Origin of the sequence: Qaidamihabitans albus, from assembly GCF_016464705.1 — a bacterium.
GTDB classification, from domain to species: Bacteria; Actinomycetota; Actinomycetes; order Mycobacteriales; family Pseudonocardiaceae; genus Qaidamihabitans; species Qaidamihabitans albus.
In genome coordinates this window covers 160,124-181,664 of sequence record NZ_JAEHOB010000008.1, presented here as the reverse complement: position 1 = coordinate 181,664, position 21,541 = coordinate 160,124, and the positions used below count along the sequence as shown (strand labels likewise).

Annotated in this window: 21 protein-coding genes and 2 pseudogenes; 8 read left to right on the top strand and 15 right to left on the bottom strand. The window is 70.4% G+C overall.

All coding sequences use genetic code 11. From position 1 onward, the window contains the following. Positions 1 to 86 precede the first annotated feature (86 nt). The gene (locus JAP66_RS17710) at positions 87 to 1,262 is read left to right on the top strand and encodes a cytochrome P450 (RefSeq protein WP_199432859.1); all 1,176 of its coding nucleotides are present in this window, start codon (positions 87 to 89) and stop codon (positions 1,260 to 1,262) included. Positions 1,263 to 1,299: 37 nt separating this feature from the next. Here JAP66_RS17710 and JAP66_RS17705 read toward each other — a convergent pair whose 3' ends face one another. Next, positions 1,300 to 1,725, bottom strand: a complete 426-nt coding sequence (locus tag JAP66_RS17705; RefSeq protein WP_235999090.1) for a MarR family transcriptional regulator — start codon at positions 1,723 to 1,725, stop codon at positions 1,300 to 1,302. 106 nt (positions 1,726 to 1,831) lie between these two features. On the opposite strand from JAP66_RS17705, the gene JAP66_RS17700 reads away from it, so the two are divergent. The 4 genes from JAP66_RS17700 to JAP66_RS17685 all read left to right on the top strand — a co-directional run bounded on the left by JAP66_RS17700 (position 1,832) and on the right by JAP66_RS17685 (position 5,774). Beyond that, entirely contained in the window at positions 1,832 to 2,914 is a 1,083-nt protein-coding gene (locus tag JAP66_RS17700; protein WP_235999089.1) for a substrate-binding domain-containing protein, read from the top strand. 112 nt (positions 2,915 to 3,026) lie between these two features. After that, complete coding sequence (locus JAP66_RS17695; protein WP_199432858.1) at positions 3,027 to 3,656, top strand: AmiS/UreI family transporter; 630 nt, start codon at positions 3,027 to 3,029, stop codon at positions 3,654 to 3,656. A gap of 41 nt (positions 3,657 to 3,697) precedes the next feature. Continuing rightward, the gene (locus JAP66_RS17690) at positions 3,698 to 4,735 is read left to right on the top strand and encodes an aliphatic amidase (RefSeq protein ID WP_199432857.1); all 1,038 of its coding nucleotides are present in this window, start codon (positions 3,698 to 3,700) and stop codon (positions 4,733 to 4,735) included. A gap of 31 nt (positions 4,736 to 4,766) precedes the next feature. Continuing rightward, the gene (locus JAP66_RS17685; RefSeq protein ID WP_199432856.1) at positions 4,767 to 5,774 is read left to right on the top strand and encodes an AAA family ATPase; all 1,008 of its coding nucleotides are present in this window, start codon (positions 4,767 to 4,769) and stop codon (positions 5,772 to 5,774) included. Positions 5,775 to 5,787: 13 nt separating this feature from the next. Here the strand turns inward: JAP66_RS17685 and JAP66_RS17680 are convergent, their stop codons facing one another. From JAP66_RS17680 to JAP66_RS17660, 5 genes and pseudogenes are all read right to left on the bottom strand, one after another. Further along, entirely contained in the window at positions 5,788 to 6,276 is a 489-nt protein-coding gene (locus JAP66_RS17680; protein ID WP_199432855.1) for a GNAT family N-acetyltransferase, read from the bottom strand. A gap of 19 nt (positions 6,277 to 6,295) precedes the next feature. Beyond that, complete coding sequence (locus tag JAP66_RS17675) at positions 6,296 to 7,198, bottom strand: LLM class flavin-dependent oxidoreductase (protein WP_199432854.1); 903 nt, start codon at positions 7,196 to 7,198, stop codon at positions 6,296 to 6,298. Further along, on the bottom strand, positions 7,195 to 8,289 hold the full coding sequence (locus tag JAP66_RS17670; RefSeq protein WP_199432853.1) for an LLM class flavin-dependent oxidoreductase: 1,095 nt from the start codon (positions 8,287 to 8,289) through the stop codon (positions 7,195 to 7,197). The genes JAP66_RS17675 and JAP66_RS17670 overlap by 4 nt, the downstream gene beginning before the upstream one ends. A 59-nt stretch (positions 8,290 to 8,348) precedes the next feature. After that, on the bottom strand, positions 8,349 to 9,083 hold the full coding sequence (locus JAP66_RS17665) for a polyamine aminopropyltransferase (protein ID WP_307849602.1): 735 nt from the start codon (positions 9,081 to 9,083) through the stop codon (positions 8,349 to 8,351). 95 nt (positions 9,084 to 9,178) lie between these two features. Then, positions 9,179 to 9,606: pseudogene (locus tag JAP66_RS17660) on the bottom strand (pyridoxamine 5'-phosphate oxidase family protein). A gap of 82 nt (positions 9,607 to 9,688) precedes the next feature. On the opposite strand from JAP66_RS17660, the gene JAP66_RS17655 reads away from it, so the two are divergent. Then, a complete protein-coding gene (locus JAP66_RS17655) occupies positions 9,689 to 10,708 on the top strand; it encodes an AraC family transcriptional regulator (RefSeq protein ID WP_199432852.1) in 1,020 nt (339 codons plus the stop codon). On the opposite strand, the gene JAP66_RS17650 is transcribed toward JAP66_RS17655, so the two are convergent. From JAP66_RS17650 to JAP66_RS17620, 7 genes are all read right to left on the bottom strand, one after another. Next, positions 10,632 to 11,465 (bottom strand): nitroreductase/quinone reductase family protein, encoded by an 834-nt coding sequence (locus JAP66_RS17650; RefSeq protein WP_199432851.1) that lies wholly within the window; start codon positions 11,463 to 11,465, stop codon positions 10,632 to 10,634. The genes JAP66_RS17655 and JAP66_RS17650 overlap by 77 nt on opposite strands. 293 nt (positions 11,466 to 11,758) lie before the next feature. Further along, positions 11,759 to 12,754: an ABC transporter ATP-binding protein gene (locus JAP66_RS17645; protein ID WP_199432850.1), complete on the bottom strand. Its 996-nt coding sequence runs from the start codon at positions 12,752 to 12,754 to the stop codon at positions 11,759 to 11,761. Positions 12,755 to 12,760: 6 nt separating this feature from the next. Beyond that, entirely contained in the window at positions 12,761 to 13,810 is a 1,050-nt protein-coding gene (locus JAP66_RS17640) for an ABC transporter ATP-binding protein (protein ID WP_199432849.1), read from the bottom strand. After that, the gene (locus JAP66_RS17635) at positions 13,807 to 14,682 is read right to left on the bottom strand and encodes an ABC transporter permease (protein ID WP_199432848.1); all 876 of its coding nucleotides are present in this window, start codon (positions 14,680 to 14,682) and stop codon (positions 13,807 to 13,809) included. Before JAP66_RS17635 ends, JAP66_RS17640 begins: the two co-directional genes overlap by 4 nt. Next, positions 14,669 to 15,700, bottom strand: a complete 1,032-nt coding sequence (locus JAP66_RS17630; protein WP_307849601.1) for an ABC transporter permease — start codon at positions 15,698 to 15,700, stop codon at positions 14,669 to 14,671. Before JAP66_RS17630 ends, JAP66_RS17635 begins: the two co-directional genes overlap by 14 nt. After that, on the bottom strand, positions 15,697 to 17,301 hold the full coding sequence (locus JAP66_RS17625; protein WP_210770293.1) for an ABC transporter substrate-binding protein: 1,605 nt from the start codon (positions 17,299 to 17,301) through the stop codon (positions 15,697 to 15,699). The genes JAP66_RS17630 and JAP66_RS17625 overlap by 4 nt, the downstream gene beginning before the upstream one ends. A 154-nt stretch (positions 17,302 to 17,455) precedes the next feature. Continuing rightward, positions 17,456 to 17,908 carry a winged helix-turn-helix transcriptional regulator gene (locus tag JAP66_RS17620; protein ID WP_199432845.1) on the bottom strand — a complete coding sequence of 151 codons (453 nt, stop codon included), beginning with the start codon at positions 17,906 to 17,908 and terminating at the stop codon, positions 17,456 to 17,458. A gap of 123 nt (positions 17,909 to 18,031) precedes the next feature. Here JAP66_RS17620 and JAP66_RS17615 point away from each other — a divergent pair. Next, positions 18,032 to 18,178 (top strand): annotated as a pseudogene (locus JAP66_RS17615) (DUF899 domain-containing protein); the annotation flags it as partial. Positions 18,179 to 18,231: 53 nt separating this feature from the next. Beyond that, positions 18,232 to 18,696, top strand: a complete 465-nt coding sequence (locus JAP66_RS17610; RefSeq protein WP_199432843.1) for a pyridoxamine 5'-phosphate oxidase family protein — start codon at positions 18,232 to 18,234, stop codon at positions 18,694 to 18,696. An 11-nt stretch (positions 18,697 to 18,707) separates the two neighbouring features. On the opposite strand, the gene JAP66_RS17605 is transcribed toward JAP66_RS17610, so the two are convergent. Both JAP66_RS17605 and JAP66_RS17600 read right to left on the bottom strand, forming a co-directional pair. Further along, positions 18,708 to 20,357, bottom strand: a complete 1,650-nt coding sequence (locus JAP66_RS17605; RefSeq protein WP_199432842.1) for an ABC transporter permease — start codon at positions 20,355 to 20,357, stop codon at positions 18,708 to 18,710. Continuing rightward, positions 20,354 to 21,295 carry an ABC transporter ATP-binding protein gene (locus tag JAP66_RS17600; protein ID WP_199432841.1) on the bottom strand — a complete coding sequence of 314 codons (942 nt, stop codon included), beginning with the start codon at positions 21,293 to 21,295 and terminating at the stop codon, positions 20,354 to 20,356. Before JAP66_RS17600 ends, JAP66_RS17605 begins: the two co-directional genes overlap by 4 nt. Between the last annotated feature and the right edge of the window lie 246 nt (positions 21,296 to 21,541).

Sequence of the window (21,541 nt, the reverse complement as noted above, 5' to 3'; positions counted from 1 at the left end):
CACACCCCCTTGTTTACGGCAGAGTGTACATCTACGGTTGTTTACACCGCTGTGTACAACCGCCTGTAAATCAGAAGGGGGCCATGATGCGCACGCCGATCCAGCTGCCCTTCGAACAGGGGCATCCACTCGAGGTCCCGCCGCTGCTGCGGGAACTCCGCCCTGGAGGCACGATCCACGAGGCCCGCACCGCCGTCGGCCACCGGGCCTGGCTGGTCACCGGCTACGCCGAGGTGCGACGGCTGCTGAACGACGACCGGCTCGGCCGTTCCCACCCCGCCCCGGACCAGGCCGCGCGCACCGGTGAGTCGGTGCTGTTCGGCGGCCCGGTCGGCGCCTTCGACACCGAGCAGGCCGACAACGCCCGGATGCGCTCGCTGCTCCAGCCGCACTTCACCCCGAAACGGATGCGCGCCCTGCGACCCCGGGTCGAGGCGCTCACCACGCGACTCCTGGACGAGCTGGCCGAGCAGCCGCGACCGGCGGATCTGCACGCCCTGCTCGCGCTTCCGCTGCCGATCCTGGTGATCTGCGAACTGCTCGGCGTGCCCTACGAGGACCGGGACACCTTCCGCGCCTGGACCCAGGAGGCCGCCGACATCCGGGACCGCGCCCGCTCCGAGCGCGGGCTGGCCGAGCTGTTCGGCTACGGCAGGCGCCTGGTCGCCCGCAAGCGCGAGCAACCGGGGGACGACGTGATCTCCCGGCTGTGCGCCACCGAAGGGGTCGCCGACGACGAGATCGCCGTGCTTTCGATGGCGCTGCTGTTCGCCGGCCACGAGACCACCGTCGTCCAGATCGGACTCGGCGTCCTGCAACTGCTGACCGGTCCCGGCCAGTGGCAGGCGCTCGTGGACGATCCCGGACTGCTGCCGGGCGCGGTCGAGGAGCTACTGCGGGCACCGGTCAAGACGAACGGCGGTATCCCCCGCTACGCCAGGACGGAGCTGGAGATCGCCGACGTCACCGTCCACAAGGGAGATCTCGTGCTGCTGGACAACGGTGCCGCCAACCACGACCCCGCCGTCTTCACCGACCCCTATGACGTCGACATCACCCGCCGGGCCGGCGGCCACCTCACGTTCGGGCACGGCCCCCGCTACTGCATCGGGGCGCCGCTGGCCCGCATCGAGCTGCAGACGGTGTTCGGCGGGCTCGCCTCGCGCTTTCCGACGCTGCGCCTCGCCGAGCCGGTGGAACGGTTGCCGATCCGCCGCGACGTGCTGACCGGCGGGCTGGCGCGGCTCCCGGTCAGCTGGTGAGCGTGCGATCCCCTCCCCGCCCGGGGCTCCCGCGGTGTCAGTCGTCGTCGGCGGCGAGCCGGCCGAGCGCCGTCATCAGGCTGCCGGGCCTGGGCAGCTGCCCGAGCACCGCCTGCTCGACCTCGCCCACCTTGCGCGCGATGCGGTCGTGCTCGGCCCGGCCGCGCGAGCTGAGGTACACGCGCACCTTGCGCCGGTCCTCCGGGTCGATCTCGCGGTAGGCGGCGGCCGCGGTGACCAGCCGGTCGACCACGCGGGTCAGCGTGGGCCCGGTCGCCATGGTCCTCGTCGTCAGCTCCGACATCGTGAGGCCGCCCTGGGTGGCGAGCGCGTGCATGACCAGCCACTGGTCGAAGGTGACGCCCTCGGGCCGCAGTACCTGCTCCACACGCGCGGTCACCGTCCGCGCCGCCCGTGTCAGCGTGCTGCTCAGCCGCATCCCGGCGGCGTCGCGTACGTCCATGTGCACGTGTCCTCACCCTTGCGCGAGTTCAGTTCCGATTGTAATACTTTCATCTGGAACTGCTTCAGTCGACGGGGAGGCGACCCGGCGTCCGTTCGGAGTCCTCATGGCAACCGGCCTGGCCATCGATGAGCGCGGTCGCACCGATGTCTGGCGCGTCGCGATGGTGATCCCCCTGCAGGGGCCCGCCGGCCTGTTCGGACCGTCCTGCGAGGCGATCACCGATCTCGCCGTGTGCGAGCTCAACGAGGGCGGCGGGATCCTCGGCCGCGAGGTCGCCGTCGAGCTCGTGGACGGTGGCGCGCCACCTGCCCAGGTCGCCGCCGAGCTCCGTGACCTCGTCGATCGCGGCGCGGTGGACGCGGTCAGCGGCTGGCACATCTCGTCGGTGCGCCACGCGATCGCCCCGGTACTGGCCGACCGGGTGCCCTACGTCTACACCTCGCTCTACGAAGGCGGCGAGCGCAGGCCAGGGGTGTTCTGTTCGGGTGAGACGCCGCGCTGCCAGATCGCACCGGCGCTGCGCTGGCTGCGGGACAACGTGGGTGCCCGGCGTTGGTTCGTCGTCGGCGACGACTACGTCTGGCCGCGCGGATCGACGGCGGCCGTCCGCCGGTACGCGCACGAGTTCGACCTGCGGATCAGCGGCGAGGCCTTCGTCAGCCTGGGTACGGCGGACATGGGCCACGTGGTCGACCTGGTACAGCGGACGCCGTGCGACGGCGTGCTGATGCTGCTGGTCGGGCAGGACGCGGTCGAGTTCAACCGGTGCTTCGCCGCTCGCGGCCTGCACGAGCGGCTCGTACGGTTCAGCCCGCTGATGGAAGAGAACATGCTGATCGCCAGCGGCGCGGGCGGCACGAGGAACCTGTTCGCCGCGGCCGGTTACTTCCGCTCGCTGGTGTCGGCGGATGCGATGGACCTGCTCGGCTCGTACGTGCGGCTGCACGGCCCGAGCGCACCGCCGCTGAACAACGCCGCGGAGTCGTGCTACGAGGGCCTGCGCGCCCTTCATCAGCTCGCCCACCGGGCCGGAACCGCCGATCTTCGTGAGCTCAACGCCGCGGTCGACGGCACCGCCTACCACGGACCGCGCGGCACCGTGGAGTTCCACGGCCCGCAGGCCGCGCAACGCGTGCATCTCGCGGTGGCCGACGGCTACGAGTTCGACGTCGTGACCCAGCTGTAGCCACCGCGCCCCCTCGCACCCCTTGACCGCAGGCCTCCACCCACTTACTTTCACATGAAAATAGACCATGTGAAAGCGATTCGGTCGGTTCCCGGGAACCACGGAGGCCACGATGAACAACGTCGGTCTGCTCTACGTCGGCGCGGTCCTGCTGATCAACGGGCTGATGCTGCTGGGCCGCGTGCCCGCCCGCTCGGCGGGCGCGCTCAACCTCTTCGTCGGCGCCCTGCAGTGCCTGACACCGACCGTGCTGATCGTGCAGGCAGGCGGCGACACCGACGCGATCCTGGCGGCTTCCGGGCTCTACCTGTTCGGCTTCACCTACCTCTACGTGGGCGTGGCGAACCTGGCGGGCCTGGAACCGGAGGGCGTCGGCTGGTTCTCGCTGTTCGTCGCTGCCTGCGCCGTCGTGTACGCCGCGCTGTCGTTCTGGCGCGACGGCGACCCGGTGTTCGGCGTGATCTGGCTCGCGTGGTCTCTACTGTGGACACTCTTCTTCCTCGTCCTCGGACTCGGCAGGCAGCGGCTGACCCGGTTCACCGGCTGGACGGTCGTCCTGCTCAGCCAGCCCACCTGCACCGTGCCCGCGTTCCTGGCCATGACGGGTGCCTACCGGTCGAACACCACCACCGGCCTGATCGCCGCGGCCGCCGCCGTGCTGCTCGTCGGCGTGGCCGCCCTGCTCGCCTCCCGCCCGCGCGAGGTCCCTTCCGCGACCGCGCGCGCCACCGCCCCCGCCTGAACACTCCACGCAACCGTCACCACAACCGAAGGAGAGCCCCAATGCGACACGGTGATATTTCCGCCAGTCCCGACACCGTCGGCATCGCGGTCATGAACTACAAGATGCCGCGCCTGCACACCAAAGCCGAGGTCCTGGACAACGCCAACCGGATCGCGGAGATGGTCGTCGGCATGAAGAGCGGCCTGCCGGGCATGGACCTGGTCGTGTTCCCGGAGTACTCGACCCAGGGGATCATGTACGACCCGGACGAGATGTTCGCCACCGCCGCGACCGTCCCCGGGGAGGAGACCGACATCTTCGCGGCCGCCTGCAGGCAGGCCCGCACCTGGGGCGTCTTCTCGATCACCGGCGAGCAGCACGAGAGCCATCCGGACAAGCCGCCCTACAACACGCTCGTGCTCATCGACGACCGCGGCGACATCGTGCAGAAGTACCGCAAGATCCTGCCGTGGTGCCCGATCGAGGGCTGGTACCCGGGTGACACGACCTACGTCACCGAGGGACCCAAGGGCATGAAGATCTCGCTGATCATCTGCGACGACGGCAACTATCCCGAGATCTGGCGCGACTGCGCCATGAAGGGCGCCGAGCTAGTGGTGCGCTGCCAGGGCTACATGTACCCGGCCAAGGACCAGCAGGTGCTGATGGCCAAGGCGATGGCGTGGGCCAACAACTGCTACGTCGCCGTCGCCAACGCCGCAGGTTTCGACGGGGTGTACTCCTACTTCGGGCACTCCTCGATCATCGGCTTCGACGGGCGCACGCTCGGCGAGACCGGCGAGGAGGAGTACGGCATCCAGTACGCACAGCTCTCGCTGTCGGCGATCCGGGACGCGCGCAGCCACGACCAGTCGCAGAACCACCTCTTCAAACTGCTGCACCGGGGCTACTCGGGCGTGCACGCGGCCGGTGACGGCGACCTCGGTGTGGCGGACTGCCCGTTCGACTTCTACAAGCTGTGGGTGACCGACGCGCAGAAGGCGCAGGAGAACGTTCATGCGATCACCCGCGACACGGTCGGGGTGGCGGAGTGCCGGGTCGGCTCGCTGCCGGTCGAGCAGGTGCGGGAGGCGTGAAGGGAGCCGGCAACCGAGCGGAGTGCACGCGATGCCGTACCTGACCGACAGGTATCACGACCAGAACCGGCACCGGCGGGAGGCCGCCGCCCCGGCGCCCGCGGACGTGGCGGCCCGGCTACGTGGCCGGGTGCTGGGCCAGGACCGTGCGGTGGACGCGGTCGTGCGTGCCGTGGTGCTGGCCCGCGCGGGTACGCACGACCCCGATCGGCCACTGGCCAGCCTGTTGCTGGTCGGTCCGACCGGGGTCGGCAAGACGGAGCTGGTGCGGCGGCTGGCCGCGGAGCTCAGGTCCGGCCCGGACGATCTGTGCCGGGTGGACATGAGCGCGTTCGCCCAGGAGCACTACGCCGCCTCGTTCACCGGCGCGCCGCCGGGCTACGCCGGGAGCAAGGAGGCGTTCAGCGTCTTCGACCGATCCACTGTGGAGGGAGATCCGTACACGCCGGGCATCGTGCTGTTCGACGAGGTCGAGAAGGCGCACCCGACCGTGCTGCGCGCCCTGCTGCACGTGCTGGACACCGGCGTGCTGCGGCTGGCCAGCGGCCAGCAGATCATCTCCTTCCGCAACAGCTTCGTCTTCCTGACGTCCAACCTTGGCTCGGCGGAGCTGGCCCGGCGCCGGGCGGCGTGGTGGCGCAGGCTCCACCCCGGTGGCGAGCACGAGGTGATCTCCCGCGCCCTGACCCGGTTCTTCGACCCGGAGTTCCGCAACCGGATCGACGAGGTCGTCGAGTTCACCGAGATCGGCTCGGCCACGGCCGTGGAGATCACCGGGCTCGAGGTCGAGCTGCTGCGCCGCCGCCTGCACCGGCGCGGCGTCCTGCTGGACGTCGAGGACGCCGCGGTCCGGCTGCTCGCGCGGCACGGCTTCGACCCCGTCTACGGCGCGAGAGCCCTCCGCCGCTGCCTGCGCACGGAGCTCGCCGCCCCGGTCGCCGCCGAGCTGCTCCGCGTCCGGCCCGTCGGCACCGACCCGGTACACGTGACCGCGCGCGTGTCGGGCGAGCGGCTGGTCGTCCGCGGGGACCCGGTGTAGCGGGCAGAAACACTCACAGGGTCCGGTACATGATGTGCAACCCGACGTATCCGTGCACGGGATGCTCGAACCCCTCGGGCACCGTCGCGATGATCTCGAAACCGAGTGAGCGCCACAGGGCGACGGCGCGGGTGTTGGTCTCCACCACGGCGTTGAACTGCATCGCCAGGTAGCCGTCGGCGCGCGCGAGGTCGAGGACGTGCTCGCCGAGCGCGCGGCCCACGCCGCGCCCGGCGTGTCCTGGTGCGACCATGAAGCTCGCGTTGGCGACATGCGCGCCCGGTCCCCGCTGGTTGTGCCCCAGCTTCGCCGAGGCGATCACGGTGCCGTCCTCCTCGACCGCGACGACCGTCCGGCCCGGCGGATCGACCATCCAGATCGCACGTGCGTCGTCCTCGCCGAGGTTCCGGGGCAGCGTGTAGGTCTCCCCGGTGGCGGCCACCTGGCGCACCAGCGGCCAGATGACGGCCCAGTCGCCGGGGCGGGCCTCCCTGAAGCGCATGCGGCCATTGTGCCTGGCGTCAGGCACTCCGCCCCCGGTGTTCGGCGACGGCGGCGCGCACGGCGGGCGCCACCTCCTCGGCGAAGGTCCGGACCTGGCCGACGTCGTCCCCGTCGGTGCCGAAGACGAAGGTGTCCATCCCGTGCTCGACGGCGAACCCGGTCAGCTGGTCGACCCACTGGCTCACCGGCCCCTCCAGGAAACCGGAGGCCCCGGAGCCGGTGATCTTGCCGAAGACGTTGTAGATCCGCTGGATCCGGGCGGGATCCCGGCCCGCCTCGGCGGCGGCGGTGTCGATCCGGTCGTGCTTGTCGGCCAGCGCATCCGGCGGTACATAGCTCGCCGACGGCACCCAGCCGTCGGCGCTGCGGCCGACCTCGGCGAGCAGGCGCGGGCCACGCACCCCGAGCCACAGCCCGATCGGGTGCGCGGGCCGCGGGCCGGGATGCACGCCGGAAAGCGGGTAGAACTCGCCTTCGTGGCGCACGGCGCGTTCGTCCGACCACATCAGCCTGATCACCCGCACGGCCTCGATCAGCGCGTCGGCCGCCTGCCGCGGCGAGCGCACGGGGCCGCCCATCGCGCCGATCGCGTCCCAGAACCCGCCCGCGCCGAGCCCGAGCTCGAAGCGTCCGCCGGAGAGCACGTCCATGCTCGCCGCGGCCTTGGCCAGCATCGCCGGTGGCCGCAGCGGCAGCACGGCGACGTCGGGGAACACGCGCACCCGCTCGGTGCGTGCCAGCACGGTCGCCATCAGCGACCACGTGTCGAGGAACCGCCGCTGGTAGGGATGGTCCTGGATGCCGATCAGGTCGAGCCCCCCGCGGTCCGCCGCCTCGGCGATCTCCAGGATCCGCTCCACCGAGTCCGCTCTCGGTGTCGGGAAGACGCCGAACTGGATGTCGCGCCCGTAGTCGGTCATGGCTGCTCCCCTCCCGGCGCCGACAGCGCGGCGCGCCGTCCGGCGTGGGTCGGCGCGCCGGGCACGTGCGCCGGACGCTTGGCGTCGAGTTCCTTCCGCAGTACGGGGACTACCCGCTCGCCGAGCAGGTCGAGCTGCTCCAGCACGGTCTTCAGCGGCAGCCCGGCGTGATCGACCAGGAAGAGCTGCCGCTGGTAGTCACCGAAGCTCTCGCGGAAGGTCAGCGTCTTGTCGATCACCTCCTGCGGGCTGCCCACGCTCAGCGGCGTCTCCGCCATGAAGTCCTCCAGCGAAGGTCCGCCACCGTAGACCGGGGCGTGGTCGAAGTACGGCCGGAACTCGGCGACGGCGTCCTGCGAGCGCTCACGCATGAACACGTGCCCGCCGAGCCCGACGATCGCCTGGTCCGCGGCGCCGTGGCCGTAGTGTTCGAACCGGCCGCGGTAGAGGTTCACCAGGCGGATGAAGTGCTCCTTGGGCCAGAAGATGTGGTTGGCGAAGAAGCCGTCGCCGTAGTAGGCGGCCTGCTCCGCGATCTCCGGGCTGCGGATCGAGCCGTGCCAGACGAAGGGCGGCACGCCGTCCAGCGGGCGCGGCGTCGAGGTGAAGCCCTGGAGCGGCGTGCGGAACCGGCCCTCCCAGTCGACCACGTCCTCGCGCCACAACCGGTGCAGCAGGTGGTAGTTCTCGATCGCCAGCGGGATGCCCTGGCGGATGTCCTGGCCGAACCACGGATACACCGGCGCCATGTTCCCCCGGCCCAGCATCAGGTCCACCCGGCCGTCGGCGAGGTGCTGGAGCATCGCGAAGTCCTCGGCGATCTTCACCGGGTCGTTGGTGGTGATCAGCGTCGTCGAGGTGGAGAGGATCAGCCGCCGGGTACGGGCGGCGACGTAGCCCAGCATCGTGGTCGGCGAGGAGGGCACGAAGGGCGGGTTGTGATGCTCCCCCGTGGCGAAGACGTCGAGCCCGACCTCCTCGGCCTTCTGCGCGATGGTGACCATCGCCTTGATCCGCTCCACCTCGGACGGCACCCGCCCGGTCGTCGGATCCGCGGTGACGTCTCCGACGGTGAAGATCCCGAACTGCACGACGGCTCCTCAACTAGTTCAACGCTCAACTGATGAGGGCAACCGTATCCCACGGCCGGCTATTCCGGTGCCGGCCCCGCGCCCAGCTTCGCCAGGTAGACGGTGTTCGCCGCGTCGCGTTCCTGCAGCGGGTTGGCGAAGCCGACGACCTCGGCCCGCACCTCGGTGAACGTCCGGGCGAGCGCGGCCGTGAACTCCTCGTCCGGCGGGTCGTTCGACCAGAGCGCGAAAACCCCGCCGGGATGCAGGAAGCCGGCCAGCCGCCGCAGGCCCGCCGGTTCGTAGAACTCCGCGTGACCGGGATGCAGCACGTGCCGCGGCGAATGGTCGATGTCGACGATGATGGCGTGGAACCGCCTGCCGGTGGCCGCGGGATCGAGTCCCGCGGGCGAGCGGAGCAGCGCGAAGAAGTCGCCGTGCACGAGGCGGCAGCGTGCATCGGGGGTCAGCTTGGCTCCGGCCGGTATCAGCCCTCGCTCGTGCCACTCGATCACCTCGCCGAGCGCCTCGATCACGACGAGCGAAGCCACGTCCGGGTTCTCCAGCACCGTCTGCGCGGTGTAGCCGAGACCGAGGCCGCCCACCGCGACCTCGGGCGCCGGTTCCGCCACCTCGGCCAGGGCGAGCCGCGCCATCTCCACCTCGGCGACGGTGAACAGGCTCGACATCAGGAAGTCGTCGTCGAGCTTGATCTCGTAGATCTCCTTGCCGACAGTGGGATCCCGGCGGCGGCGCAGGACGAGCTCGCCCATCGGCGTCGGCCGCCAGTCGAGTTCCTGGAAGCGGGCGCTCACCCGGTCGCCCTCATGCGCATATGCATCCCCGCACGGTAGCCGCCGCCAAGGGCCGTCACGTAACCGCGGCGCACCCGGACAGGCCGTCACGGAGGTCACAGCAGGTAGCGACTTACGGTCCCCGGGAGGATGACGAGGCGAACCAGGTCCGCGGCCAGCATCCCGGCGAGGTCGTCGGCGCGGGCCGGGTCGTCGAGGTCCCAGTAGCGAGCGGCCAGGCGGGTGCACAGGTCGTATGCTCCGTCGGGTTCCACCGTGGTGCGGCCGGCGACCGACAGCCAGCGTTCGCGTTCACCCACCGGGGCGGCGACGACGATCGAGGCGCGGGGGTCGCGGCGTAGGTGCCGCACCTTGGGCGAGTCCGGGCCCGTGAACAGTTCGATCGTGCCCTCGGCAGTGGCCTCGAACCACACCGGCCGGGGCTGCGGCGGCAGTGGCCCCCGGCTACGGACAGGAACCCGTGCAGGGGGCGCCGGAGGAACTCGAGGTCCTGGGTGGTCAGCGAACTGGCGTCGGTGCTCATGACGCCGATTGAACACGGCCGGCTCGGACAAACCCATAGGTGAGAAGCCGGATCGCCTGTGTGTTCGTCTAACCTCGCTAGGGTGGACGTCTTCAGTGACCTGATCCGCGGGGTGCGCGCCCACGGCTCGTTGTTCGGCAGCTCGACCCTGTCACCGCCCTGGGCACTGCATTTCGTGGACGGCGCGCCGCTGACCCTGTGCACCGTCCTCACCGGGGCGGGCTGGGTCGTGCCGGAGAACCGTCCGCCCGAGCCGCTTCGCGCCCGGGAGACGATCGTCGTACGCGGCCCTGCGACGTTCACCTTCGTCGACGAGGTCGGCACCCAGGCCGAACCGATCGCGTGCGGCGAGCACTGCGCGACGCCCGAGCAGGGCGGGACCCGGCACCGGCGCGGCTGGAACGACCGCGGTGGAGACGGCGGTGACGTCGCTGGTGCGACGACCCTGATCACCGGCGCCTATCCGGTGCGCGGCGAGATCAGTCGCCGACTGCTGGACGCGCTGCCCGTCGTGCTGCGCGTGGACGCCGGGGGCACCGCTGACGCCGTGCTGGACCATCTCGCCGACGAGGCCGCCGTCGACACGCCGGGCCAGCAGGTGGTGCTCGACCGGCTGCTGGACTGGATGCTGGTCTGCACGCTGCGCGAGTGGTTCGACCGGCCGGGCGGCGAGCCCCCGGCCTGGTGGGCCGCCCAGCGGGACCCGGTGGTCGGCGACGCGCTGCGCCTGCTGCACGCCGAACCGGCGGCGCCATGGACGGTCGCCGCACTGGCCGAGCACACCGGAGTGTCGCGTTCGACGCTGGCCAAGCGGTTCGCCGACCTGGTCGGCGAACCGCCGCGGACCTACCTCACCCGCTGGCGCATGACGCTCGCGGCGGACCTGCTGGTCGAGCAGGAGGCCGCAACCCTCGCGCAGATCGCCCGCACCGTGGGTTACTCCGATCCGTTCGGGTTCAGCGCGGCGTTCAAACGGGTCCGGGGCGCCAACCCGAGCGAGTTCCGAAACAATCAGGTGCAGGGCACTAGAACACCACCGCGTTCAGAACCGGGATCAGGTGCTCCTCCTCGTAGTCGAGGTGGTCCTCGAGTTCGGTCGTGAGCCGCTCCACCTCGGTGAGCACCACGGCCGGGTCCGCGTCCTCGGCGGCGACGAGTTCCTGGAGCTCGTCGAGCAGCCGTTTGATCGCCTGGTGCTCCTGACGCAGCCGCACCAGGGTCGCCGCGAGCTCCGGATGGTGCTCGTCGAGGAAGGGATACATCTGACCGTCCTCGACGGAATGGTGGTGGTGCAGGCCCTCGCACACGGTGAGGCAGTTGATCCGCAACTGCGCGCCCAGCCCAGGGCCCGACGCGGCGACCTCCTTGCGGATCAGCGTGAGCTCGTGGCGGAACGCGTCGTGGATGGTCTTGAGCGCGTCGCCGAGCGGCTCGGCGTTCGGCCCGCCTTCGAGCGGGTTCAGTGCGACCACCGGGATCGTGCGGGTCGTCCTGGCCTGGTAGTCGGCCCATCCCGGGTCGGCCTCGGCCGCACGGGCGAAAACGCGGTCGCGTTCCTCCCCCTCCAGCACCACCGCCCCCGCCCGGAAGGTGAACACGCCGGTCTCCACGGTGACCTGCGGATCGGCGAGCACGTTGTGGTACCAGGCCGGATGGTGCGGCGCACCGGCGGCGGAAGCGATGACGAGCAGTCGCCCGCCGCCGTCGTGCAGGTAGCCGAGCGGGACGGTGCGCTGCGCGCCGGTCCTGGCTCCGGTGGTGGTGAGCAGGAGTAGCCGAGCTCCCTCGAAGGGGCCGCCGACGTGCCCGCGGTTGGCGCGAAACTCCTCGATGATCTGCTGGTTGAAGTCGATGGACATGCTGTTGTTCTGCTCCAGGGGTGGGTGCGGCGACGGCGCGCGGCAGGGGTGGAAGGCGAGAGGCACGTGGCGTCGGCAGGCGCCGCCGGGCGCGCGGGAAAGACACGCGCGCACGGGAAAGTCAGAAGAGCACTGGAGAATCAGGAGAGAAGGGCGGCCCTCTGGCCCGCCTGGCGATCACGCCGTGGCCGGGTAACCCACTCGCTCATGGCACTCGGCCGACCCGGCAGTCACGCGGCAACACTAGCACGAACCTCGTGAGTGCCTACGCGAGTTAGAACTCGGGTAGGCACTCACGAGGTGACGGGGAAGTGGCACGCGACGCTGTGGCCGGGCGTGATCTCCCGCAGCACCGGTGCCTCGTCGGCACACCGCGCGGCCGCGCGCGGGCACCGGGTACGGAACCGGCAGCCGCTGGGCGGCGAGATCGGCGACGGCGGCTCGCCGTGGATGCTCAGCCGCGCGCGATGCCTTGCCGCGGACGGATCCAGGTCCGGGATCGACGCCAGCAACGCGACCGTGTACGGATGCAGCGGGGTCCGGTACAGCGTCTCCGCGGGCCCGATCTCGCACAGTTGCCCGAGGTGCATCACGGCGACCCGGTCGCTGACCTGTTTGACCAACGCCAGGTCGTGGGAGATGAACAGATAGGACAGACCGAGCTCGCTGCGCAGCTGCTCGAACAGGTTGAGCACCTGCGCCTGGATCAGCACGTCGAGCGAGGAGACCGCCTCGTCGCACACGATCAGCGCCGGGTCCAGCGCGATCGCCCGCGCGATCGCCACCCGCTGGCACTGCCCGCCGGAGAGCTCGTGCGGCCGCCGCCTGCCGTAGCTGTCCGGGTTCAGCCCCACCAGATCCAGCAGTTCCCGCACCCGCCGTGCGCGGGCGCCGCCGCTGCCTGCGCCGTAACCGATCAGCGGCTCGGCGACGATGTCGGAGATCCGCCAGCGCGGGTTGAGCGAGCCGAACGGGTCCTGGAACACCATCTGCATGTGCCGCCGGGCCTCCGCCAGCCGCCCGCGCTTGCAGCGCACCAGATCGGTGCCCTTGAAGTGCACCTCACCCGACTTCGGCCGCGGCGCCTGGATGATCGAGCGCGCCAGCGTCGACTTGCCCGAACCGGTCTCCCCCACCACGCCGAGGGTCTCGCCGACGTTGATGTCGAACGACACCCCGGACACCGCGTGCACCACGCCGCCCTTGACGCCGCCACGGCCGCGCACGGTGAACTCCTGCACGAGCTCGCGCGCCCGCAGCAGCGGCTCACGCTCGTCCACAATGGTCATCGCTGGTCACCGTCCTCCTTCTTCCGCCGGGCCGCCGACCTCACAGGGATGCCAGCACGCCCACCAGTGACCGGGTTCGTGTTCGGCGAACGGCGGCGGCTCGGCGTGGCAGTCGTCCTGCGCGCGGGAGCACCGGGGCGCGAACGGGCAGCCCGGTGGCAGCGCGGTCAGGTCCGGCGGCTGGCCGGGGGTCACCGGCAGCAGCGAGTGCGGAGTCCTTTCCAGCCGCGGAATCGCGCCGAGCAGCGCCCGCGTGTACGGCATCCGGACGTGTGAGAACAGCGTGCTCGCCGGTGCGTACTCCACCGCCCTGCCCGCGTACATCACGATCACGTCGTGGGCGTAGCTCGCCGCGAGCCCGAGGTCGTGACTGATCATGATGATCGCGGTGCCGAGCCGCTCCTGTAGCTCCAGCAACAGCTCCATGACCTGCGCCTGCGTGGTCACGTCCAGCGCGGTGGTGGCCTCGTCGGCGATGAGCAGCTTCGGGTCGGCGGCGAGCGCGATCGCGATCATCACGCGCTGACGCATCCCACCGGAGAGCTGGTGCGGGTACTCGTAGAACCTCCGCTCGGGCGCGGGCAGCCGGACCAGTTGCAGCAGCTCCATCGCCCGGTCGAACGCGGCCCGCTTGTCCACGTCGCCGTGCGCGCGCACCGCCTCGGTGATCTGCGTTCCGATGCGCATGGTCGGGTTGAGCGAGCGCGTCGGGTCCTGGAAGACCATCGCCAGGTCGGCCCCACGGTGCCTGCGCATCTCCCGCTCGGAGAGGCTCAGCAGGTCGGTACCGAGGAACCGGGCTGAGCCGCTGATCCGCGCGGTCGGCGGCAGCAACCCCATCAGCGCGCGGGAGCTGACGCTCTTGCCGGAGCCGGACTCGCCGATGATCGCCAGCATCCGGCCCGCGTGCACGTGATAGCTCAGCCCGTTGACCGCGTTCACGCGGCGGCCCTTCGCGTCGAACCGCACCCGCAGGTCGCTGACCTCCAGCAGCGGTTCCGCGCCGCCGTACACCGGGGCGGGCGAGGCGAGCTCGCTGACTTCCTCGATACTCATCGGCCGCTCCAACGGGCACGCAGGGTTTCGCCGAGCAGGTTGAACGCCAGCACGGTCAGGAAGAGCACGACGCACGGCCAGACCACCAGCATCGGCGTGGCCGAAAGGGCCTGCTGTCCCTGGGAGATCATGTTGCCCCAGCTCGGCGCGGGCGGTGGGATGCCGAGACCGAGGAAGCTCAGCGCACCCTCGATCACGATGATGATGCCCATGCTCAGCATCGAGAACGTCACCAGCTGCGGCGTGATGTTCGGCGCGATGTGCCGGAACAGCATCCGCCGGCCACTGGTGCCGGACAGCCGCGCCGCGGTCATGAACGGCTGCTCGCGCAGCCGCAGCGTGGCGGCACGGGACACCCGCGCGAACGCCGGTACCGAGAAGAACGCCAGCGCGAAGATCGTGTTCACCTGGCTCGGCCCGAGGCTCTGCGCCACCGCCAGCGTCAGCACGAGCGAGGGGAACGCGATGAGCACGTCGAGCACCCGCATGATGACCGCGTCGAGCAGGCCCCCCACGTGGGCGCTCACCGCGCCGAGCGTGCCGCCGACGATCAGACCGAGCACGTTCACCGCGACGCCCACCACGAGCGAGGCCCGCCCGCCGTAGAGGATGCGGGACCAGACGTCGTTGCCGTTGGGGTCGGTGCCGAGCAGGTGCCCCTCGGAGAACGCGGGCAGGTTCGACTCCAGCACGTCCCCGCCGACCGGGTCCGGTACCGCCGCGACCAGCGGCCACACGAAGCAGCCGCCGATGATCAGCACCAGCAGCGCGCCGGGGAAGATCAGCTCCAGATGCCGCAGCCAGCCGCGGAACCGGCCCTGGCCGGCCTCCTCGAGTAGCGCAGGCGACGCGGACGCCTCAACGATTGCCATATCGGATCCTCGGGTCGAGCACGGCGTAGAGCAGGTCCGTCACGAGGTTGGCCAGCACCGCGACCACGGCGAACACCACCACGCACGCCTGCACCACCACGAAGTCGCGGGTGTTGATGGCCTGCAGCAGCAGCTGGCCGATGCCGGGCAGCGCGAAGATCTGCTCGATGATCACCGTGGCGCCGATCAGCGTGCCCAGGTTCAGCCCGACCACGGTGAGCAGGCCGAACGAGGAGTTGCGGAAAGCGTGCCGCAGCAACACCTGCCCCGGACCGATGCCCTTCGCCCGCGCCGTCACGATGTAGTCCTCGCCCCGCAACTGGTCCACCAGGTCGCCGCGCAGGAACCGGGTGTAGAAGCAGAACAGCGGGAAGGCGATCGACACCGCGGGCAGGAGCATCGAGCGCAGGTTCTCGCCGATCCCCTGGCCGATCGGGACGAAGCCGATCGCGGGGAAGAACGCGAACTGCACCGCGAACACCAGCACCAGCAGCAGCGCGATCACGTAGTTGGCCACCGCGAGGCCGGTGATGCTCACCAGCATGCTCACCCGGTCGAACAGCCGGTTCGGCTTGTACGCGGCGAGCAGCGCGACCGGGATCGCCAGGCCGAGCGAGAGGACGAAGGCCAGCCCCACGAGCTCCCCGGTGACCGCCAGCCGCGAGCCGAGCTCGCCGGTGACCGGCTGCCCGCTGACGAGTGAGTTGCCGAGGTCACCCGTGAGTGCGCCGCCCAGCCAGCCCAGGTAACGCTGCACGGGCGGCTGGTCCAGGCCCATCTGCCGGTGCATCGCCGCGATCTGCTCCGGCGTCGCCTCCGGGCCGAGCAGCAGCTGCGCGGCGTCCCCGGGGATGAGGCTCAGCACGATGAAGGTCAGGATGCTGACACCGAGCACGATCGGCACGGCCGCGACGAGCCGTCTGGCGATCAGCCGCACGCTCGGCGAGTGCACGAGGCGGGCGACGGCGCCCGGGGCGGCTTCCCGGGCGTCGTCGGTCACCGGTTCGGTCGTCGTCACTGGCTCATCCACACCTCGTCCCACTGGATCCCGGTATTGACGAGGACCGGCGGGATCTTGGTGGTGACGCCAGGTCCGTGCACGCCTTCGGCCGCGATGTTGGTCGGGGCGAAGGCCAGGATGAACGGGGCGTAGGCCTTGTCACTGATGAGCTTGCCCGCCTCGGCGTAGAGCTCGTCGCGCTCCTGCGGCTCGATCGTGGCGGCCGCGTCGTCGAGCAGGGTGTCGAGCTCGGGATCGGCGACACCGCTGAACGGCGCTTCCGAGTCGAACCGGAAGCCGACGCCCACACCGGCCGCCGGGTCCCAGGCGCCCGCGGTCTGCAACATCGCCTCCCACTCGCCCGAGTTGAAGTTGCCGATCAGCGAGTTCAGCTCGTGCGAGTCGATGGTCGTCTTGATGCCGACCTCCTCCCACTGGCTCTGCAACGCGGTGTTGATCTGCTCGGCCACGTACTGCTTGATCGTGCCGAGGTGCACGGTCAGCCCGCCGAGCTCCTTGACGAGCTGCCTGGCCTTCTCCGGGTCGTACGTGCGGTAGCCGGGCACCGTGTCGTCATGGAACATCCCGCCGGGACCGGTGAACGTCTGGGCGGCCGGGTACCGGTTGCCGAACAGGCCCTTGCGGATCGCCTCGACGTCGGTGGCGTAGTAGATGGCCTCGCGCGCCTTCTGCTCGTCGAACGGCGCCTTCTTCGTGTTCAGCTGGATCACGTACGGCGACGTCGGCGGCTGCGGTGTCACGGTCACCTGCGGGTTGCCCTGCGCCTGGTCGATGAGCGGCGTGGTCACCATGCCCTCGAAAACCTGTGCCTGGCCGGCGAGCACCGCCTGGTAAGCGGGCTGGTCGCCGCCGACCGACTTGATGATCAGCTCGTCGAGGTAGGGCCGGCCCTGTTTGTGGTAGTTCTCGTTGCGGGTCAGCCGCAGTTCGGAACTGAGCCGGTTGCTCACGACCTTGAACGGTCCCGCGCCCACCGGCTTCATCTTGAACTTCTCCTCGCCCATCTTCTCCAGCGCCGTCGGCGAGGCGATCCAGTTGGCATTGGAGACGACCATCGAGTTGATCACGGCGGCGTAGGGCTGCGTGAACTTCAGCACCACCGTGTTGCCCTCGACGGTGATGCCGCCCTCCTCGACCAGCGGCCAGCGCGGAGCACAGGTGCAGGACGAGTCGACCGCCCGCTCCCAGTTGAAGGCGACGGCCTCCGCGTCGAACGGCGTGCCGTCGCTGAACTCGATGCCCTCGCGGATCGAGACCTTGACGGTCTTGCCGCCGTCCTCGAACTCGTAGCCGCTCGCGAGTTCCGGCTCCACGCGGGCATTGCCGCCGTCGTCGTCGGCCACCAGCTTGAACAGCCCGCTGAAGATCGCGTTCATGTGGCTGAGGTTCGCGCCGCCGGTGGTGTTCGTCGCGGGATCCAGCCCGCTCGGCCAGGAACCCGCGAAACCGGACGTCACCAGGGTGGTGAGCGAGCCGCCCTGCTGCGGCGGGCCCGCCGGTCCGGCACTCGTGCCGGCCGGGCCACCCCCGCACGCGGCGACAACGAGAATCACCCCCACGCACGCGATCAGCTGCTGAAGTCTTGTTCTCACGAGCATCTCCAGTTTCGGTAGCGCCGTTGGACCGAGGTAACATCGATGCGGCTACAGACTCCCCACTCGCTGCGGACGCGGGCAGCGACCTTTCGTGGGGTGGAAGAGAAATTCGGCCGTCGGCGCCTCGGCCGCGGGCGAACCGCGGGCGGACTCCCCGTTACGCGGCGCCCGGACCGGGCAGCACGTCGACATCGGTGGCGTGCATCGGCAGGCCACATTCCGAGCAGACCAGCTCGACGTGACCGATCCGCCCGCAGCCGTGGTGCAGGTAGCGCACCGGCGGTCCGGCCTCACCGGACAGCCACCGGTCGCCCCAGCGCACCATCACCAGCAGCAGGTCGCACAGCTCAATGCCCTTGGTGGTGAGCGTGTACTCGTACCGTGGCGGCCGGTCCGAGTACTGCCTTCGCTTCAGCACACCGCTCTCGACCAGCCACTTGAGCCGCTCGGCGAGCACCTTGCGGGAGACACCGAGGTCCTGCTGGATCTGCTCGAAGCGGGACACGCCGACATAGATGTCGCGCAGGATCAGTGGCGACCACGGCTCGCCGATCACATCCAGGGCGCGGGCGATCGAGCACGCCATGTCGCCGAACCGGGTGCGCTGCATGGAGCCAGTCTAGAACACATAGTTCCCTGAAGGAACTGATCCGTGCTACCGTCAGTCCGTTCCGCGAAGAAACCAACCTGGGAGCGGGCATGAAAAGACCCGAGGTCGTCTTTCACCACCGGCCGCGGCGTGGACCGGCTCAGGCTCGACTTCAACCTGCTCGACCTCACGCCCTACGGCAGGCAGGAACTGTGGGAGGACTCCCCGCCCGGCTGGCCGCAGGGCCCGGCGATGAGCTGGCTGAGGGCGCACGAGGAGTACGGCGACTGAGACCGGACCAGCACCCACGGACGAGGCATCCACAGAGGAAGGTAAGACCGGCCATGCCCAGAACCCTCACCACGACCGAACGCGAACAGTTCCTCGCCGAGCCGCACACCGGCGTGCTCAGCGTCGCCGCCGACAACGGACGGCCACCGCTCACGGTGCCCGTCTGGTACGCCTACCAGCCCGGCGGTGACCTCACCTTCTTCACCGGTACCGAGGGGCGCACGGCTCGCAAGACCCGCCTGCTGGAGCGGGCAGGCGGGTTCAGCTTCTGCGTCCAGCAACCACGGTCGCCGTACAAGTACGTGACCGTCGAATGCACACTCGTCCGCGCCGACCGGGCGCCCACCGCCGAGCAGGTCCGCGCCGTCGCCACCCGCTACCTGCCCGAAGATGTCGCCCGCGAGCTCGCCGAAACCGAAACCGCCGATCCGACCGGCACCTTCGTCCTGTTCACCGGCAGGCCCGACCGCTGGCTGAGCTTCGACTTCGCCGAAGACGAAGTCGAAGCTCAGCCGTGAGCGGCCCGGCGTCAGGTCATCTCGACGCTGCGCCGCCGGAACCCCGCCAGGCCGAGCACGATCAGCGCCGCGGCCAGCAGGGTGAGCACAACCAGCGGGGTCCAGGTCAGCTCGTCAGCGGGCAACTGCGGCACATGACCGAACGGCGACAGGTTGTTCATCCATCCCGGGAACTGCAGGATCTGGCCGAGGTAGCCGACGACGAAGCCGTACACCGGCAGCGCCCACGCCAGCGCCGCTCCCCGCGGCAGCCAGCCGAAGAGGGCCACCGCGACACCGGCGACGAACCACAGGGCGGGCACGTAGGCCAGCGCGGCGCCGAGGATGTTCCACAGGAAGCCGGTGTCGCCCATGCTGGATGCTCCGCTGAGGCCGAAGCCGAGTCCGAGGAGCAGGGCCATCACCACGGCGCCGCCCAGCACGACGACCAGGTGGCCGCCCAGCCACCGGCCCCGGGAGAGCGCGGTCGCCAGGACCGGTTCGGCCCTGCCTGCGGTCTCCTCGGAACGGGGTCGTAGTGCGGCCATCACCACGTAGATCGAGGCGACGATGACCATCACGACCATGACCATCGAGGCGAAGGACTCGGCGATGCTCGCGCCACCGATCTCCGCGAGGGCTTCGTTGAGGACGTCGACGCTGCCGAGCATCTCCTCCGCGTCGCCGATGATCGAGCCGTAGGAGGCACCGAGCAGCAGCATCGCGACGCCGAACCCGATCAGCAGGCCGCGGTGCAGCCGCAGCGCCAGCCCGATCGGGTGGGCCAGCACGTCGGACGCCGCCGCCTTGCCGGGCCGCGACTGCCGCAGACCGGAACCGACGTCGCGCCGGGTGCTCAGCTCGAACCCGGCGACGACGAGCACCGCCGCGAGCGCCAGCCCGAGCAGCAGTGGCCACCAGCGGTTGTCCACATAGGCGTAGGTCCGTTGCGCCCAGCCGATCGGCGAGAGCCACGAGATCGCCTCGTTGCCCACGTCACCCGAGGCGCGCAGCACGTAGGCGACGCCGATCGCCGCGAGGCCGAGCCCCGCCGCGCCGCGGGAGTGCTCGGTGATCTGCACGGTCACCGCGGCGACCCCGGCGAACACCAGCCCCATCATCGCGTGCGCGGCACCGTAGAGCAGCGACCCGCTCCACGTGATCCCCTCGACCCCGAGACCACCGAGGCCGAGCGTGAGCAGCACGGCCAGCAGGATGTTGGTCCCCGCCACCACGCTCAGGGCGGCCGTCATGTGGGCGTGCCGCCCGACGATGCTCGCGCGGACGAGCTCGGCCCGTCCGGTCTCCTCCTCGGCCCTGCTGTGCCGCACGAGCAGCAGCACGCTCATCAGGCCCACCAGGACACCCAGGAAGCCGAGCATCTGGTGGCTCAGCATCGAGCCGAAGTTGTAGTCCTGCAGGTAGTGGCTGGGGCCCGTCATCGCGAGCCCGGCCGGGGAGTTCATCGACTGGGCGGCGGCCTGCCGGGCCGCCGCGTCCGGGTACAGGTCCCCGAAGCTCTGGGCGGTGGCGACCGTGCCCAGCGTCAGCGCGGCGAGCCATACCGGGATACGGACACGGTCCCGGCGCAGCATGAACCGGATCAACGTCGCGGTGCCGGCGAGATCGTCGCGGCGGGTGGACATCTTCGGTGCGGCCCGCGGCATGGTCGTGGTGCTCACCGGCCACGTCCGTTCGTCGCCTCGGCCAGCTCCTCGCCGTAGTGGCGCATGAACAGCTGCTCCAGCGTCGGCGGCTGGCTCACCAGCGAGCGGATGCCAAGGCCGTGCAGGTGCCCGACGGCGGTGTCCAGGTGCTCGGTGTCCACATCGAAGTGAACCTTGCCGTTGCTGACCGCCACGTTGTGCACGCCCGGCAGGTCGCGCACCCCGTCGGCGGAACGGTGCGTCTCCGCCTCCACCGATGTGCGGGTCAGATGCCGCAGCTCGGACAGCGTGCCCGACTCCACGATGTGTCCCTGCCGGATGATCGAGACACGGTCACCGAGTGCCTCCACCTGCGCCAGGATGTGGCTGGAGAGCAGCACCGTGCGGCCGGCGCCCTTCACCTCGCGGATGCACTCGGCGAAGATCGTCTCCATCAGCGGGTCGAGTCCCGCCGTGGGCTCGTCCAGGATCAGTAGCTCCACATCGGACGCGAGCGCGGCGACGATCGCCACCTTCTGCCGGTTGCCCTTCGAGTAGGTACGGCCCTTCTTCGTCGGGTCGAGGTCGAACCGTTCGCACAACTCGTTGCGCCTGCGGCGGTCGAAACCACCGCGCAGCCGGGCGAAGAGGTCGATCGCCTCGCCGCCGGTGAGGGTTGGCCACAGGTTCACGTCGCCCGGCACATAGGCGAGCCTGCGGTGCAGGGCGACCGCGTCGTGCCACGGGTGGCCACCGAGCACGGTCGCGCGGCCCGAGTCGGCCCGCAGCAGGCCGAGGAGCACCCGGATGGTCGTCGACTTGCCCGCCCCGTTCGGGCCGAGAAAGCCGTGCACCTCACCCGTGCGCACGTTCAGGTCGAGCTGGTCGAGCGCCTTGGTGGCGCCGAAGGACTTGTTCAGGCCGGACACCTCGATCGCGGTGTCCCCGGCCCGGAGTTCGGCTGGTTCAGGCATGGCGGATTCCTCGTCTTCATCGTGTGACAGGGGCGGATACGCGGCGCCGGCGATGCGTGCGGAGCACGCGCCGACAGGACCGCTTCACGAGGTGGTGCCCACCGGACACGGCGCACGGTCCGGTGGGCAGGGCTACCTATCGCGGTGGATCGGAGTCCGCCTTGCGTGCCCCCGCGTGCGACGACGACAGGCGGCCAACCCGGTCCAGGGGCAGGCCCCTGGCAGCGGTGAGCGGCGTGATCGTCA